The organism is Methylobacterium sp. NPDC080182, assembly GCF_050281105.1.
Lineage (GTDB): Bacteria > Pseudomonadota > Alphaproteobacteria > Rhizobiales > Beijerinckiaceae > Methylobacterium.
The window spans coordinates 146,567-159,908 of the sequence record NZ_JBNNWO010000002.1; the positions used below are offsets into that span (position 1 = coordinate 146,567).

General features: G+C 71.1%; 11 protein-coding genes. 6 read left to right on the top strand and 5 right to left on the bottom strand.

Annotated elements, in window-relative coordinates:
* Positions 1-27 precede the first annotated feature (27 nt).
* The 3 genes from ACQKQD_RS03875 to ACQKQD_RS03885 form a co-directional block, all read right to left on the bottom strand.
* Positions 28-1,716 (bottom strand): putative bifunctional diguanylate cyclase/phosphodiesterase, encoded by a 1,689-nt coding sequence (locus ACQKQD_RS03875; protein ID WP_427507537.1) that lies wholly within the window; start codon positions 1,714-1,716, stop codon positions 28-30.
* The gene (locus ACQKQD_RS03880) at positions 1,713-3,563 is read right to left on the bottom strand and encodes an ATP-binding protein (RefSeq protein ID WP_427507538.1); all 1,851 of its coding nucleotides are present in this window, start codon (positions 3,561-3,563) and stop codon (positions 1,713-1,715) included. Before ACQKQD_RS03880 ends, ACQKQD_RS03875 begins: the two co-directional genes overlap by 4 nt.
* 290 nt (positions 3,564-3,853) lie before the next feature.
* On the bottom strand, positions 3,854-4,054 hold the full coding sequence (locus ACQKQD_RS03885) for a hypothetical protein (RefSeq protein WP_056522129.1): 201 nt from the start codon (positions 4,052-4,054) through the stop codon (positions 3,854-3,856).
* Between the two features lie 190 nt (positions 4,055-4,244).
* On the opposite strand from ACQKQD_RS03885, the gene ACQKQD_RS03890 reads away from it, so the two are divergent.
* From ACQKQD_RS03890 to ACQKQD_RS03900, 3 genes are all read left to right on the top strand, one after another.
* Positions 4,245-4,487, top strand: a complete 243-nt coding sequence (locus ACQKQD_RS03890; RefSeq protein ID WP_020091367.1) for a hypothetical protein — start codon at positions 4,245-4,247, stop codon at positions 4,485-4,487.
* A 34-nt stretch (positions 4,488-4,521) separates the two neighbouring features.
* Entirely contained in the window at positions 4,522-4,737 is a 216-nt protein-coding gene (locus tag ACQKQD_RS03895; RefSeq protein ID WP_331299638.1) for a hypothetical protein, read from the top strand.
* A gap of 101 nt (positions 4,738-4,838) precedes the next feature.
* Positions 4,839-6,119, top strand: a complete 1,281-nt coding sequence (locus tag ACQKQD_RS03900; protein WP_020091369.1) for an O-acetylhomoserine aminocarboxypropyltransferase — start codon at positions 4,839-4,841, stop codon at positions 6,117-6,119.
* Positions 6,120-6,247: 128 nt separating this feature from the next.
* Here the strand turns inward: ACQKQD_RS03900 and ACQKQD_RS03905 are convergent, their stop codons facing one another.
* Complete coding sequence (locus ACQKQD_RS03905; protein ID WP_427507539.1) at positions 6,248-8,035, bottom strand: acyl-CoA dehydrogenase C-terminal domain-containing protein; 1,788 nt, start codon at positions 8,033-8,035, stop codon at positions 6,248-6,250.
* A 301-nt stretch (positions 8,036-8,336) separates the two neighbouring features.
* Between ACQKQD_RS03905 and ACQKQD_RS03910 the strand changes: the two genes are divergently transcribed.
* Both ACQKQD_RS03910 and ACQKQD_RS03915 read left to right on the top strand, forming a co-directional pair.
* Positions 8,337-11,606, top strand: coding sequence for a hypothetical protein (locus ACQKQD_RS03910; RefSeq protein WP_427507540.1), 3,270 nt, complete (start codon positions 8,337-8,339; stop codon positions 11,604-11,606).
* A 138-nt stretch (positions 11,607-11,744) separates the two neighbouring features.
* The gene (locus ACQKQD_RS03915; protein ID WP_020091372.1) at positions 11,745-12,182 is read left to right on the top strand and encodes a DUF3429 domain-containing protein; all 438 of its coding nucleotides are present in this window, start codon (positions 11,745-11,747) and stop codon (positions 12,180-12,182) included.
* A 31-nt stretch (positions 12,183-12,213) separates the two neighbouring features.
* On the opposite strand, the gene ACQKQD_RS03920 is transcribed toward ACQKQD_RS03915, so the two are convergent.
* A complete protein-coding gene (locus ACQKQD_RS03920; protein ID WP_427507541.1) occupies positions 12,214-12,444 on the bottom strand; it encodes a hypothetical protein in 231 nt (76 codons plus the stop codon).
* A 150-nt stretch (positions 12,445-12,594) separates the two neighbouring features.
* On the opposite strand from ACQKQD_RS03920, the gene ACQKQD_RS03925 reads away from it, so the two are divergent.
* The gene (locus ACQKQD_RS03925) at positions 12,595-13,323 is read left to right on the top strand and encodes an autoinducer binding domain-containing protein (RefSeq protein ID WP_020091374.1); all 729 of its coding nucleotides are present in this window, start codon (positions 12,595-12,597) and stop codon (positions 13,321-13,323) included.
* Positions 13,324-13,342: the final 19 nt, after the last annotated feature.

Genomic DNA, 13,342 nt, shown 5'->3' on the forward strand with positions numbered 1-13,342 from the left:
CGCGCCACCGCGGCCGCGCGGCGGACGTCAGGCGCGCCGCATCAGGCTGGACGCGCGGAGGTCCGACGCGCGCAGGTCCGACGCGCGGCCGCGCGCGGCCGGACCGCGAGCCCCGGACATGCGCGGCGGCTCGGCCTGCCGGATCTGGTCGAGCAGCAGCGGGCGCGCGAAGTAGTAGCCCTGGGCGCAGCGGATCTGCGTGGCGCCGAGCAGGTAGGCGACCTCCTCGAAGGTCTCGACGCCTTCGGCCACCACCGTCATGCCCAGCGCCGCACCGAGCGACTCGATCGCCTTCAGGACGATCTGGCTGCGCGGCCGCTTGTCGATGTCGGTGATGAACGAGCGATCGATCTTCAACTCGTCCGCGGTGATGTCCGCTAGGGCCGCGAGGGACGAGTAGCCGACGCCGAAATCGTCGATCGAGACGCGCGCGCCGATCGCCCGGATCTTCGGCAGGACCTCGCGCTGGAAGCGGCCCGTCGTGAAGAAGGCCTCCTCGGTCAGTTCGAGCACGAAGCGCTCCGCGAGTCCCGTCTCGCCGAGCGCCGCGCAGAAGGCGGTCATGAACGGCACGTCGCAGGCCTGTTTGGCGGCGATGTTAAGGCTCACGGTGACGTCGGGTCCGAAAACCTCGTCGATGTCGGGCATCGCCCGCACCGTCTCGGCCAGGAGCTGCAGGGTGATCTCGTTGATCAGCCCGAGCTCGATGGCGAGGGCGATGAAGTCGCCGGGCGCCTGGATCATGCCGACCTCGTCGCGCCAGCGCAGGAGCACCTCGACGCCCGTGACCGCGTGGGAGCGCATGTCGACCTTGGGCTGGAAGGCGCAGCAGAAGCAGCGGTCGCGGATCGCCAGCCGGAGGCGCTGCTCCACGGCCATGCGGGCCGTGGCGGCCTGGCTCATCGCGTCGTCGAAGACGCTGACGCCGCCTTTCAGCTCGCCCTTCACCCGGTACATCGCGTTGTCGGCCTGCCGGGCGAGGGTTTCGTAGCTGTCGCCGTGCTCCGGGAAGAGGCTGACGCCGATGGAGGCGGAGGCGAAGATCTCGTGCCCGTCGATGAAGAACGGCTGCTTCAGGCGCTCCGAGATGGCGCGCACGGCGGCCAGCGCCGCGTCCCCGTCGGTGACGGGAGCGAGGAGCAGCACGAACTCGTCGCCGCCGATCCGCGCCAGGAGGTCGCTCGGGCGCAGCGCGCCGCCGATCCGGTCGGACACCTTGCGCAGCAGGGCATCGCCCGCGGCGTGGCTGTAGTAGTCGTTGATGTGCTTGAAGTTGTCGAGATCGATGAAGGCCAGGGCGAACCGGTCCCCCGGCGCGGACCCCGCCAGGACATCCGCGATGCTCTGCTCGAACATCGTCCGGTTTGGCAGGCCGGTCAGGGCGTCGATGAAGGCCTTGGTGATCAGCTCCCGCTGGATCCGGTGATGGTGCGTGACGTCGATCAGGGTCGTCAGCGTGAAACCGTCCCGGTCCTCGGCGACCGGCCGCGTCCGCACCTCGAGCATCCGGTCGTCGACTGCCTCGACGGTCCCGGCGTCCCGGGCGCCGGCCGCCGCGGCGGGAAGCGCCTGGACGGCCCTGTCCCCGAGGGCGCGCGCGGCGGCGTTGGCGAGGACGCAGTGACCCTGGCCGTCATGGACCACGACCCCGACGGGTAGCGCCTGGATGGCGGCCTCGAGCAGGGTTCGACGCTCCGGGAAAGCGGGCTCGCTCATGCCCCGCCCTGCTGCCACAGGGGCTTGGCAGCCTGGGCGCCGGTCTGGGCGCCGGTCTGGGCGCCGGTCTGAGCTTGGTCGCCGCCCTCCAGGGGGCGGCGGAGGAGGCGGCGATGCACCTGCTCGAGGGCGGCGCCGTGCGGGCTGTCCGAGCCCGCCTCGCGCCCGAGGCGCGCCGCCGCGGCCGGATCGCCGTCGTACCCGGCGACCTTGTTCATGGTGGCGCCGCGCCAGCGCTCGACGACGGCGCCGACGAAGGCCGCGCCGGCGACGGTCGCGTCGTCCTCGGCGGCCCTGCCGCTCGCGTCGTTGCGCGGGTGACGGGCCGACGGCAGCGGCCGGAAGGTCATCCGCGCCGGGATCGGGACGCCCTCGCCGAAGGCGATGACCTCGCCGGTCCCCAGCGACGGCACGAAGGTGAGGAGGTTGGCGGCGTCCGAAACGGCCGCGGCCAGGAAGGCCTGGTCGCGCGCGTTGGTCATGCGCATGGCGAACAGGGTGCTGCATTGCGACATGATCGTCGCGTCGAGCTCGGCCGGGCGCTGGGTGACCAGCCCGAGATGGACGCCGTGCTTGCGGCCCTCGCGGGCGATCCGCGCCAGGGCGCGCCGCGTCGGCGTGAAGCCCACCGACCGGTCGGCCGAGGCGAAGCGGTGGGCCTCCTCGCAGACGAACAGCAGCGGGACGGCGCCCTCGCTCCAGATGCCGAACTCGAAGGCGAGGCGGCACAGCACGCACACGACGGCGTCGACGACCTCCATCGGCAGACCGGCGAGCTGCATGATCGTCATCGGCCGCCCGTCGGGATCGAGCCGGAACAGGTGCGCCAGAATCTCGCCCATCATGTCGCCGCCGACATTGGCGTTGTCGAACATGAAACCGTGCCGGGGATCGTTCCGGATCGCCTCGATCCGGGTGATCAGCCGGTGATAGTGCATCCGGGAGACGCGGTTCTCGAGCCGACCCATCCGCTCGTCGATGAGCGCGAGTAGATCCTGCAGCATGTAGGGGACCGGCGTGTCGACCGTGTAGCCGGCGCCCTTGCCGAAGGGCCGCTTCACGATCTGGCGGTCGCTCGCCTCCTTGTACTGCCCGTACTTGCTCTTCGCGAGGGGGATCACCTCGGCCAGGATCTCGATCTCCTCGTCCACGGCCGGCCGGCCGCCGTAGATGACGTCGGCGATCTCCTCGAGGTTGAACAGCCAGAACGGCAGCTTGAGGGTCCGCGGGCTGATGACGCTCGCGCGGTCTCCGAAGCTGGCGGCGTACTCGTTGTGCACGTCCAGCAGGAAGACGCGCACGGCCGGCCGCGCCCGCATCACCTCGTCCAGGATGACGGTGACGCCGCTTGACTTCCCGACACCGGTCGCGCCGAGCACCGCGAAGTGCTTGGAGAGCAGGTCGTCGATCTTGATGCAGGCCGGGGTCTCGGGATCCTGGTAGAGCGCGCCCACGGCCGCCGTGCCGGTCGCCGAGACCTGATGGACGATCCGGAGGTCGGTGGCGGACAGGAGTTCCACATCGTCGCCGATCGCCGGGTAGCAGCTCACGCCGCGGCTGAAGCGGTGCGCGCCGTGCGCCGCGTGGATCTCGCCGAGCAGGTCGAGGCTCGCGTAGGCGCCCGGCCGGTGCCCGCGCTCGCTGCCCGAGGACAGCGTGGTGACGATGCCGACGAGGATCGCCTCTCCGGCACGGATCCGGACCAGATTGCCGACGGTGACGCGCACCCTGGGCCGGCCGCCCTGCACGATGAGTTCGAGATGGACCTTGGATCCCTCGATCGACGTCACCGCGCCCATGGGCGACGCGGCATCGTCGTGCCGGACCGTTCCGTCGCCGCTCGGCATCGTTCGCACCCTGGTCAGAAACAGAATCGGCGCGATACTGGTCGGGCGTGATTAAAGTTCTGACAAAGAAATATGGCCAGCGAAACAATGCTTAACCGATGCCTTACGGTTCGTAAGTATCGTCAAGGTTGTATTTGATGGCCACCGCGACGGTCGCGCGGGAGGACGCGGACCGGTCGGCGCATGATCCAGCGGGATCGTCTGCCATCGGCACGCCGGCGCGGCGCGGAAACACCCGCGCAAATTCCACATGGAAGGTCGTGTCCGCCCCAGCCGGTCGCGGCCGCAGCCTACGCGACCTGACCGTCGCCGAAATGCTCGCGCATCCAGCACTCTCCGGAGATCCGCGCTCCGTTCTGCGTCACGAACGCGTAGGGCGAGTGCTCCACAACCGCGCCGCCGCGGCTGCGGATGATCCAGCGAAAACACCGCGGATCGTCCAGGCACGGGACGATCTCGACGGTATGAGAGCGCGTGATTTCGGTCGTCATGACCTGTAAACGCTCGAGCGCGGGACTCCGCTCCACGGATCGTGTGTGGAAGGTTACCGAACGGTGTGGGCGCGCACGCCAGTTGGACCTGTCCGTCAGGTTCCGTGGCCGGAACCTTCCCCACCGCGGCCCGGTTCGGGCCGAGCCCTCCGGCCGGGCGCGGCCCGGCTCCGCGCGACAAGGATGCTGCATGCCGATCAAGGCCCTCAACGACCGCAAGAAGCTGTCGAACGACTTCAACGAGGCCAACGACGCCTTCATCGACGAGGTGCTGAGCGCGCTCCAGGGCGGCCGGATTCCGGTCGATCTTGCCCGCGCCTACCTCGCGCATCCGGTCGCGATGATGCACACGGACGGGGCGCAGGCCGTCGCCAATTACTTCGAGCGCATGCTGGCCCAGCGCCCGAACATCGACTGGACGCCGGGCGCCTGAGCGCTGCGACGCACCCCGACGAGAAGGAGCGCGGATGACCGCCGACGAGATCGAGGATCTGAACCGGGCGCGCGCCGCCCTGGCCCGCCAGCGGAACGCCATCGCGCGGCGCCTGGGCGGCCTCGACCTGGCGCCGATCTCCATGGCCGAGGACCTGACCCGGACCCTGCTCGCCATCGAGGCCGTGGACCGTGCCCTGGTCGATGCGGGCCAGCCGCATATCGACATCGGCCAACGGCCGGACGCCTAGGGATTGCGAAGCGCTCGGTCGCGCCCGAGTCTTCGCGCCCGAGTCTTGCGCCGCACTCCCAGGCGTGCGTACAGGCTCGGGTGCTCTGAGGAGACCCGACGATGTCCGACCGCATGCCCGGCTTCAACACGCTGGCGATCCACGCGGGCGCCGCCCCCGACGCGGCCACCGGCGCGCGGGCGACGCCGATCTACCAGACCACCAGCTTCGTGTTCGACGACGTCGACCACGCCGCGTCGCTGTTCGGGCTCCAGGCCTTCGGCAACATCTACACGCGGATCACCAATCCGACGAACGCTGTCCTCGAGGAGCGCATCGCCGCGCTCGAAGGTGGGACCGCAGCCCTGGCGGTGGCCTCCGGCCACGCGGCCGAGTTCCTGACCATGCACGCCCTGATGCAGCCGGGCGACGAGTTCGTGGCCTCCAACAAGCTCTACGGCGGCTCGATCAACCAGTTCAACCACTCGTACAAGAACTTCGGCTGGTCGGTGGCCTGGGCCGACAACGACGACCCCGCCTCCTTCGAGGCGGCGATCACGCCGCGCACCAAGGCGATCTTCTGCGAATCGATCGCCAATCCCGGCGGCGTCATCACCGATCTGGCGGCGCTGTCGCAGATCGCCAAGAAGCACAACATCCCGCTCGTCGTCGACAACACCATGGCGACGCCGTACCTGATCCGGCCGTTCGAGCACGGCGCCGACATCGTGGTGCACTCGGCGACCAAGTTCCTCGGCGGCCACGGCAACTCGATCGGCGGCCTGATCGTCGACGGCGGCTCGTTCCAGTGGGCCGGCGACGCGCGCTACCCGATGATGAGCCAGCCGCGGCCGGAATATTCCGGCATGGTTCTGGCCGAGACCTTCGGCAATTTCGGCTTCGCCATCGCCTGCCGGGTGCTGGGCCTGCGCGATCTCGGGCCGGCGCTGTCGCCGTTCAACGCGTTCCTGATCCTGAACGGCATCGAGACGCTGCCGCTGCGCATGCAGCGCCACTCCGACAACGCGCTGACGGTGGCCAAGCACCTGTCGACGCATCCGGCGGTGTCATGGGTCAGCTATCCCGGCCTGGAGACCGACCGGTACCATCAGCTCGCCCGGCGCTACACGCCGAACGGCGCGGGGGCCGTCTTCACCTTCGGTCTCAAGGGCGGCTACGACGCGGGCGTCAAGCTGGTGTCGAGCCTGCAGCTGTTCTCGCACCTCGCCAATATCGGCGACACGCGCTCCCTGATCATTCACCCGGCCTCGACGACCCACCGCCAGCTCACCGACGCGCAGAAGACCGCCGCGGGCGCGGGACCCGACGTGGTGCGGCTGTCGATCGGCCTGGAGGATCCGGCCGACCTGATCGAGGATCTGGACGCGGCGCTCGGTGCGTGAGCCCGGCGACATCGCGAGCGCGGTGAAGCGACCCTGGATTGCTTCGCTCCGCTCGCAAGGACGGCGGTGCTTCCAGCGATCTGACCAGAAGCCGCCGGCTGGCGCGAGGCGCACAGCCGGCGGGCTGCTCAGAACGCCTCCGCCTCCAGCGCCATGGTGCTCTCGGCCCCGGCCTTGATCCGGTTAAGGCGCAGGGCGGTCTCCGGCAGCATCCGCTCCATGAAGAACCGGCCGCTCGTGAGCTTCGACTCCCAGCGGGGGGAGGGGGCCTCGGCGTGCTTGGCCTGGGCGGCCTTTGCGATCTTCGCCCACATGTAGCCGAGGGCCACGAGGCCGAAGAGGTGCATGAAGTCGGTCGCGCCGGCGCCGGCATTGTCGGGCTTGCTGAACGCGTTCTGCATCAGCCACATCACGGCGCCCTGGAGGTCGTTCAGCCCGGCCTGGAGCGGCTTGGTGAACGGCGCCATGGCGGGATCCTCGCCGTGGTCCTTCAGGAAGGTCTGGACATCGCCCAGGAACGTCATCATCGCCCGGCCGCCGTCCTTCGGCAGCTTGCGGCCGATCAGGTCCATGGCCTGGATGCCGTTGGCGCCCTCGTAGATCATGGCGATGCGGGCATCGCGCACGAACTGCGACATGCCCCATTCCTCGATGTAGCCGTGGCCGCCGAGGAGCTGCTGGGCCTCGACCGCGTTGGCGAAGCCGCGGTCGGTGAACACGCCCTTCACCACCGGGGTCATCAGGCCGAGATGGTCGTCGGCGGCCTGCCGCTCCTTGGCATCCTCGGAGCGGTGCAGGATGTCGGCCTGGAGCGCGGTCCAGAGCATGAGGGCCCGGGCCGCCTCGTTGAAGGCGCGGATCTGCATCAGCGTGCGGCGCACGTCCGGATGGACGATGATCGGGTCGGCGGCCTTCTCGGGCGCCTTGGCGCCGGTCAGGGCGCGGCCCTGGAGCCGGTCCTTCGCGTAGGCGGCGGCGTTCTGGTAGGCGACCTCGGATTGCCCAAGGCCCTGGACGCCGACCGCGAGCCGCGCCTCGTTCATCATCACGAACATGGCGTTGAGGCCGCGATTCTCCTGGCCCACGAGCCAGCCCGTAGCCCCGTCGTAGTTCATCACGCAGGTGGCGTTGCCGTGGATGCCCATCTTGTGCTCGAGGGAGCCGCAGGACACCCCGTTGCGCGCCCCGAGGGACCCGTCGGCGTTCACCAGGAATTTCGGCACCACGAACAGCGAGATGCCCTTTGTGCCGGCGGGCGCGCCCTCGATCCGCGCGATGACGAGGTGCACGATGTTCTCGGCGAGGTCGTGCTCGCCGGCCGAGATGAAGATCTTGGTGCCGGTGAGGTTGTAGGAGCCGTCGCCGTTCGGCACGGCCTTGGTCTTGAGAAGCCCGAGATCCGTGCCGCAATGCGGCTCGGTCAGGTTCATGGTCCCGGTCCAGGCGCCCTCGACCATCTTGGGCAGGTACAGCGCCTTCTGCTCCTCCGAGCCGTGGACCAGCAGCGCCGCCATCGCGCCCTGCGTCAGGCCGGGATACATGCCGAAGGCGAGGTTCGCGCCCGAGGCGAATTCCTGGATCGCCGTGTTCAGGGTGTGCGGCAGGCCCTGGCCGCCATAGGCCTCCGGCACCGACAGGCCCATCCAGCCGCCGCTGGCGTAGGTGTCGTAGGCGGCCTTGAAGCCGGTCGGCGTGCGCACCGTCCCGTCGGCCTCGCGGCGGCAACCCTCGACGTCGCCCGTGCGGTTGAGCGGGGCGAGCACCTCCTCGGCGAGCTTCGCCCCCTCGCGGAGGACGGCCTCGACCACGTCGGGCGAGGCGTCGGCGAAGCCCGCCAGGTTGTCCCGGGCATGGAAGCCGAGGACGTCGGTGAGCAAGAACAGCGTATCCTCGACCGGAGCGCGATACTGCGGCATCTCTGGCTTCCCCCGTCTGGTGCGGGCCTCTCGGAACGGCCCGCCGCGTTGGCCGCATGTAAACGCCGCGCCGCTCCCGGAGCAACGGCTCCGCCCGCCCGGAGCGCGACAGGCGCGGCCGTTCCTCAGCAGCCGCGTGGTCGCGGCCATTACCGGGCCCATCAAACCTTAACTTCGTGTTTACCAAGAAAGTTAATGGTCACGCTCGAACGATCCGACGCGTGCGTCCGTGGATACCGAATTCCGGTCCCGCTCTGCGCCGAGGAAACGGACGCCGAACGCTGCCGACGACAGGCCACCGATGACCCGCAACGCGATGCCGCAGCTCGACAGTTTCGATCCCGAGGTGCTCGACGCGGCCCGCGACGTGGCGGCGCGGGCCGGGGTCCCGCTCGAGACCTGGATCGCGTCGGTGGTGCCGCAGCAGCAATCGGCCGGTCAGGGAAATCGCCGGCACCGGCGGCGCCACCGCGCCGAGCAGCTCGCTCTCGGCGGCAACCGGCCCGAGGCCTCGGCCGAGCGCGCCCTCCCGTCGGCCTCGCCCGACCAGCGGGCTCACGGGACGGCGCAGCGCGCCGAGGGCTACGGCGACGGTATCGCCGCTCTGATGGACCGCCTCGACGGTCTCGACCGCGCCCTCGACCACGAGCGGCGCGCCGCCCAGGACGCCGAGGCGCGCCGCCTCGCGGAGATCGAGGCCCGCATCGAGCGCGCCCTGAAGGCGGCCCCCGTCCAGCAGGTCACCGAGCGGCTCGGCGACATCGAGCGCCGCATGTCCCAGCTCGGCGAGCAGGTCGCCGCGACCCGGCCGCCCGGCCGTCGCCCGCGTCCCGCCGCCGCCGACATCCGCAGCGCCGTCCAGGACATTCGCCAGCGCCAGCGCGAGCTGGCACAGGGCGCCGAGCCGGCGCTCGCCGCGTCCGCGGCCGATGGCGGCGTCGTCGCCAGCATGCGCCTGGACCTCGCCCGCCGCCTGGAGGCGCGGATCGAGGAGGGCGTCGCCCCGTCGACCGCCCTGATCGAGCTTCAGGAGGAGACCACGCGCCTGCGGGAGGCGATCAACCAGCTCGCGACGAGCCGGGATATCGGCGCCCTCGAGCAGGCCGTCGTCACCCTGGCGAGCGGAATCGAGCGCGCCCAGGCGGGAACCGATCTCACCGCCATCGCGGTGCCGATCGAGCAGGTCCGGGCCCAGGTCGAGCGCCTCGCCGAGGAGGTGGCCGAGAACGTCCACAGCCGCGTCGCGGAGGACGTCCGGCGCCTCGCCGAGCGCCTCGACACCGCCGCCGCGACCGGCGCCGCCGGTCCGGACGACCGGACCCTCGCAGGCCTGTTCGACGAACTCGAGGAGATCCGCCGTCAGATTGCCGCGCTCGCCGGCCCGGAGCGCATCCAGGGTCTCGCGCAGAGCCTGCAGGCGGTGAGCGCGCAGATCGCCCAGCTGCAGCGGACGGCCGCCGGCCCGGACTTGCGGCCGATCTTGGAGGAGATCCGCAGCGACGTGAAGATCGCCGCGCCGGCGGCGCTGGCGGAGCAGATCCAGGCACTCGCCGAGAAGGTCGACGTGCTCTGCGCGCGGGACGACTGGTCCGAGCGCACCGGCGACGTGAACGTGGCCCGCTCGGGCGACATGGCCTCCATCCACGCCATGCTCCGCAGCCTCGCCGACAAGGTCGATCAGGTCGGCACCAGGTCCGAGCACGAGGGCCTCGACGCCCTGGAGCGGCAGGTGGTCTCGCTGGCCGGCCGCCTCGACGCGCCGCACAGCGCCGATCCGGCGCTGGCCGGGCTGGAGCGCACGATGGGCGACCTGCTGCGGCAGGTCACGGCGCTCCGGGAATCGGCGCCGAGCGAGGCCGCGGTGGAGCGCGCCGCCCGCAACGCGGTCGCGCAGAGCCTGCAGACATCCGGCCTCGGTGCCGCCGAGTCGGGCGAGATCGGCCTCCTGCGCGCCAGCCTCGCGGACATGCAGGCCCGGCAGGTGGCCTCCGATCAGCGCCTCGGCGCGACCCTCGACGGGGTTCAGTCGGCCCTGGAGCGGCTCCTCGTCCGGCTCGGGCCCGCCGAGGCCGTCCCGGCGCGGGGGCCGTCTCTCGACGAGCGCCTGATGTCGTCGACGAGCCCGGATGTGGCCCTCGCGCCCGTAGAGGCGCGCGCAAGGTCGCGGCGCGACAATGCCGAGGCATCCCGCCTCGCCGACGACCTTCTGGAGCCCGGCAGCGGCCGGCCGCCGCGCGAGCCGCGCGCTGCCCGCGAGCCCTCCGCCCGCCGGGCCGTGCAGGAGCGCCTCGGCGACGTCGCCGCCGCGCGATCCGCAGCCGACTCCAAGTCCGAGACCGACATCAAGACCAGCTTCATCGCGGCCGCGCGCCGGGCGGCCCAGGCTGCCCAGGCGGAGCTGGCCGCCGAGGCGCCTGCCGAGCGCCGGGAAGCCCGGAGTGACCGGGTCGCCGCTCTCCAGGGGGCGGCGACCGGCCGCCTCGGACGGTTGCGCGCCGAGATCGATCGCCGGCGCCGGCCGTTGCTGCTCGGCCTCGCGGCCATCGTGCTGGCTCTCGGCGCGCTCCAGGCGATCACCATGCGGGGCGCGGACGAGCCGCGGCCGGCGGCTCCGACGAGCCAGGTCGCGCCGTCCCGCGGCGATGCCGCGGAGGTCCAGAAGGACAGTGCGGACGTCTCCAAGGACGCTTCGAAGGACTCTTCGAAGGACGCCGCCAAGGAGAGCGCGGAGTCGAAGCCGGCGCCGGCTGATCCGACGACGACTCAGTCTCTGCCCAACTCCGTTCCCTCGGATGCCCGGCCCAACGCCAAGGCTGCGGTGCCGCAGGTCTCGGGGATGAACAGCCTGCAGGCCGAGTTCGGCAACCTGCCGCCGGCGCTGGCGAAGGTGAAGCTCGCCGCCCTCGACGGTGACGGCGCGTCGATCTGGGACCTCGCGACGCGGGAGGCCGATGGCCGCGGCATGCCGCGCGATCTGTCGATCGCCGCCAAGCTCTTCGAGAAGCTGGCCGCGGCCGGCTACGCGCCCGCCCAGTACAAGGTCGCGGGCCATTACGAGAAGGGCTCGGGCGTCGTCCGAGACCTCGACAAGGCGAAGCTCTGGTACGGCCGCGCCGCCGAGCAGGGCCACGCCCGCTCCATGCACAATCTGGCGGTGCTGTACGCCGAGAACCCGGCCGCCAACGGCAAGCCGGATTTCGCCTCCGCGGCCTCGTGGTTCCGGCAGGGCGCCGAGTTCGGCGTCCGCGACAGCCAGTACAATCTCGGCGTCCTCTACGCGCGCGGCCTCGGCCTGACGCAAGACCTGATCCAGTCCTACGCGTGGTTCTCCGCTGCCGCGAGCCAAGGCGACGACGATGCCGGCAAGAAGCGCGACGACGTGGCCAACAAGCTCAGCCCCGCCGACCTCGCCAGCGCCAAGAGCCTCTCGGCGAACTTCAAGCCGCGAAAGATCGACGCGGCGGTCAACGAGCCGCCCGCGCCGAAGATGCCGGCGAGCGCGCCGATGTCCCTCCTCGGCGCGCCGATGCCCGGCGCTGTCCCGTTCACGGCGCCGCCGCGCCGGAGCTGACGCCGCTCCGGGCCCGCGGCCCGGCCGCGGGTCCGACCTTGACCGCCACGCCGCGATGCGGGAACGCTGCGGCAGGGCGGCGTCGGACCGGGGTCGGATCGCGCGGGTCGCCAACCCTTGCCGATGCCCGGAGGATGGATGGCGCACCGGAACTCTGTCCCGATCGGCGCAATCGTTCTCGGCGTGGCCGGACTCATCCCGTTCCTGGGCTTCGCTGCCCTGGCGGTGTCGGGCACGGACGGCGGCCTGAGCAGCATCGGCCTGTCGCCGCGCACCATCCTGTCGGCCTACGGCGCCGTGATCGCCTCGTTCCTCGGCGGGATCCGCTGGGGCGCCGCCGCGGCGCGCAATGGCGGCAACGGCGATTATCTCGTGGCCATCGTGCCGTCCCTGGTCGCCTGGGCCGCGATGGCCGCCCCCGCACCGTGGGACCTGCGCATCCTCGGCGGCCTCGTGCTCGCCTGGGGCCTCATCGATCAGGATCTGCCCCGCCGCGGGCTCACGCCCCTCTGGCTCGGCCGCCTGCGCTTGGTCCTCTCGGGCGTCGCCGGGGCCGCGCTCCTCGTGGCGGCCTGACCGCGGAGCGGCGGCCGTGCGGCACGCGCCGTCAGGTCTCGCGGCTCATCTCGCGCAGCAGGTTCAGGACGGCGGTGCGCCGCGCAGGCGACTTGATCGCCTGGAACAGCGCGGCGACCTCCGCGCAGTCGCGCGCGTCCTGATCCACCGCGGTCTCGTCGGGCCGCTCCGTCTGAAGGAAGTAGGTCGGACAGACATTCAGCGTGGCTGCGATCCGTTCCAGTAGCCAGCGCGTCGTCGGCGGGGTTGCGTCGTCAGTCATACCGTTGAAACTCGCACTCCGCCCGCTGGACCGATTCAAACGGCAGAGCTTTCCGCGGCTACCCTAGCCTTTCAGCGGCGGCGATGCCATCCTCAGGTTGCGTTCGACTCATCATTTGTCGCAGTGCGTGCATCAATTTCGAGCTAGGGCATGCCGCATTCGAAGCACCTCGACAGGACCTTCAGCGTGTTGCGCGATCTGGAACGGGCCGCCTCGCCCGACGAGATCGCGCGGCTCCTGGTCGACGCCTTCACCCGCTACGGGGTCTCGTACATCATGGCCGGGATCGTCCCGGAACCCGGCCTGCCGAAGCGGCGGCACGCCGGGTTCGTGCTCGCGAGCACCATGCCGGAGGGCTGGGCCCGCCGGTACGTGACGCAGGGCTACGCGCTCCACGACCCCACGGTCCGGCGGCTGTGCACCACGGCGACGCCGTTCGACTGGAGCGCCGTGCTGCCGGATACCCCGACGGCCGGGCGCGTCATGAACGAGGCCGGCGATTTCGGCATACGCGCGGGCATCACGATCCCGTTCGTGACCCTCGACGGCGAGCCGGGCGGGATCAGCGTCTCGGGGGAGCGGATCGAGATCGATCCGGCCGAGCGCGTCGCCCTCAACCTCGTCGCGACCTACGCGGTCGGTCAGCTGCTGCTGATGAACAGCCGGCCGGCTGGGCGCGCGCCGGTGCGCCTCTCGCCGCGGGAGCGCGAGACCCTGCAATGGGCGGCGGAGGGCAAGACCGACGTCGAGATCGGCATCGTCATGGGCATCACTGCCGCCGGCGTCGACTACCATCTGCGCTCGGCCCGGGCGAAGCTCGACACCGTCAACCGCGCCCACACCGTGGCGCAGGCGCTCCGAGCGGGTCTGATAACCTAGAGAACGCGCCACGCAGTCC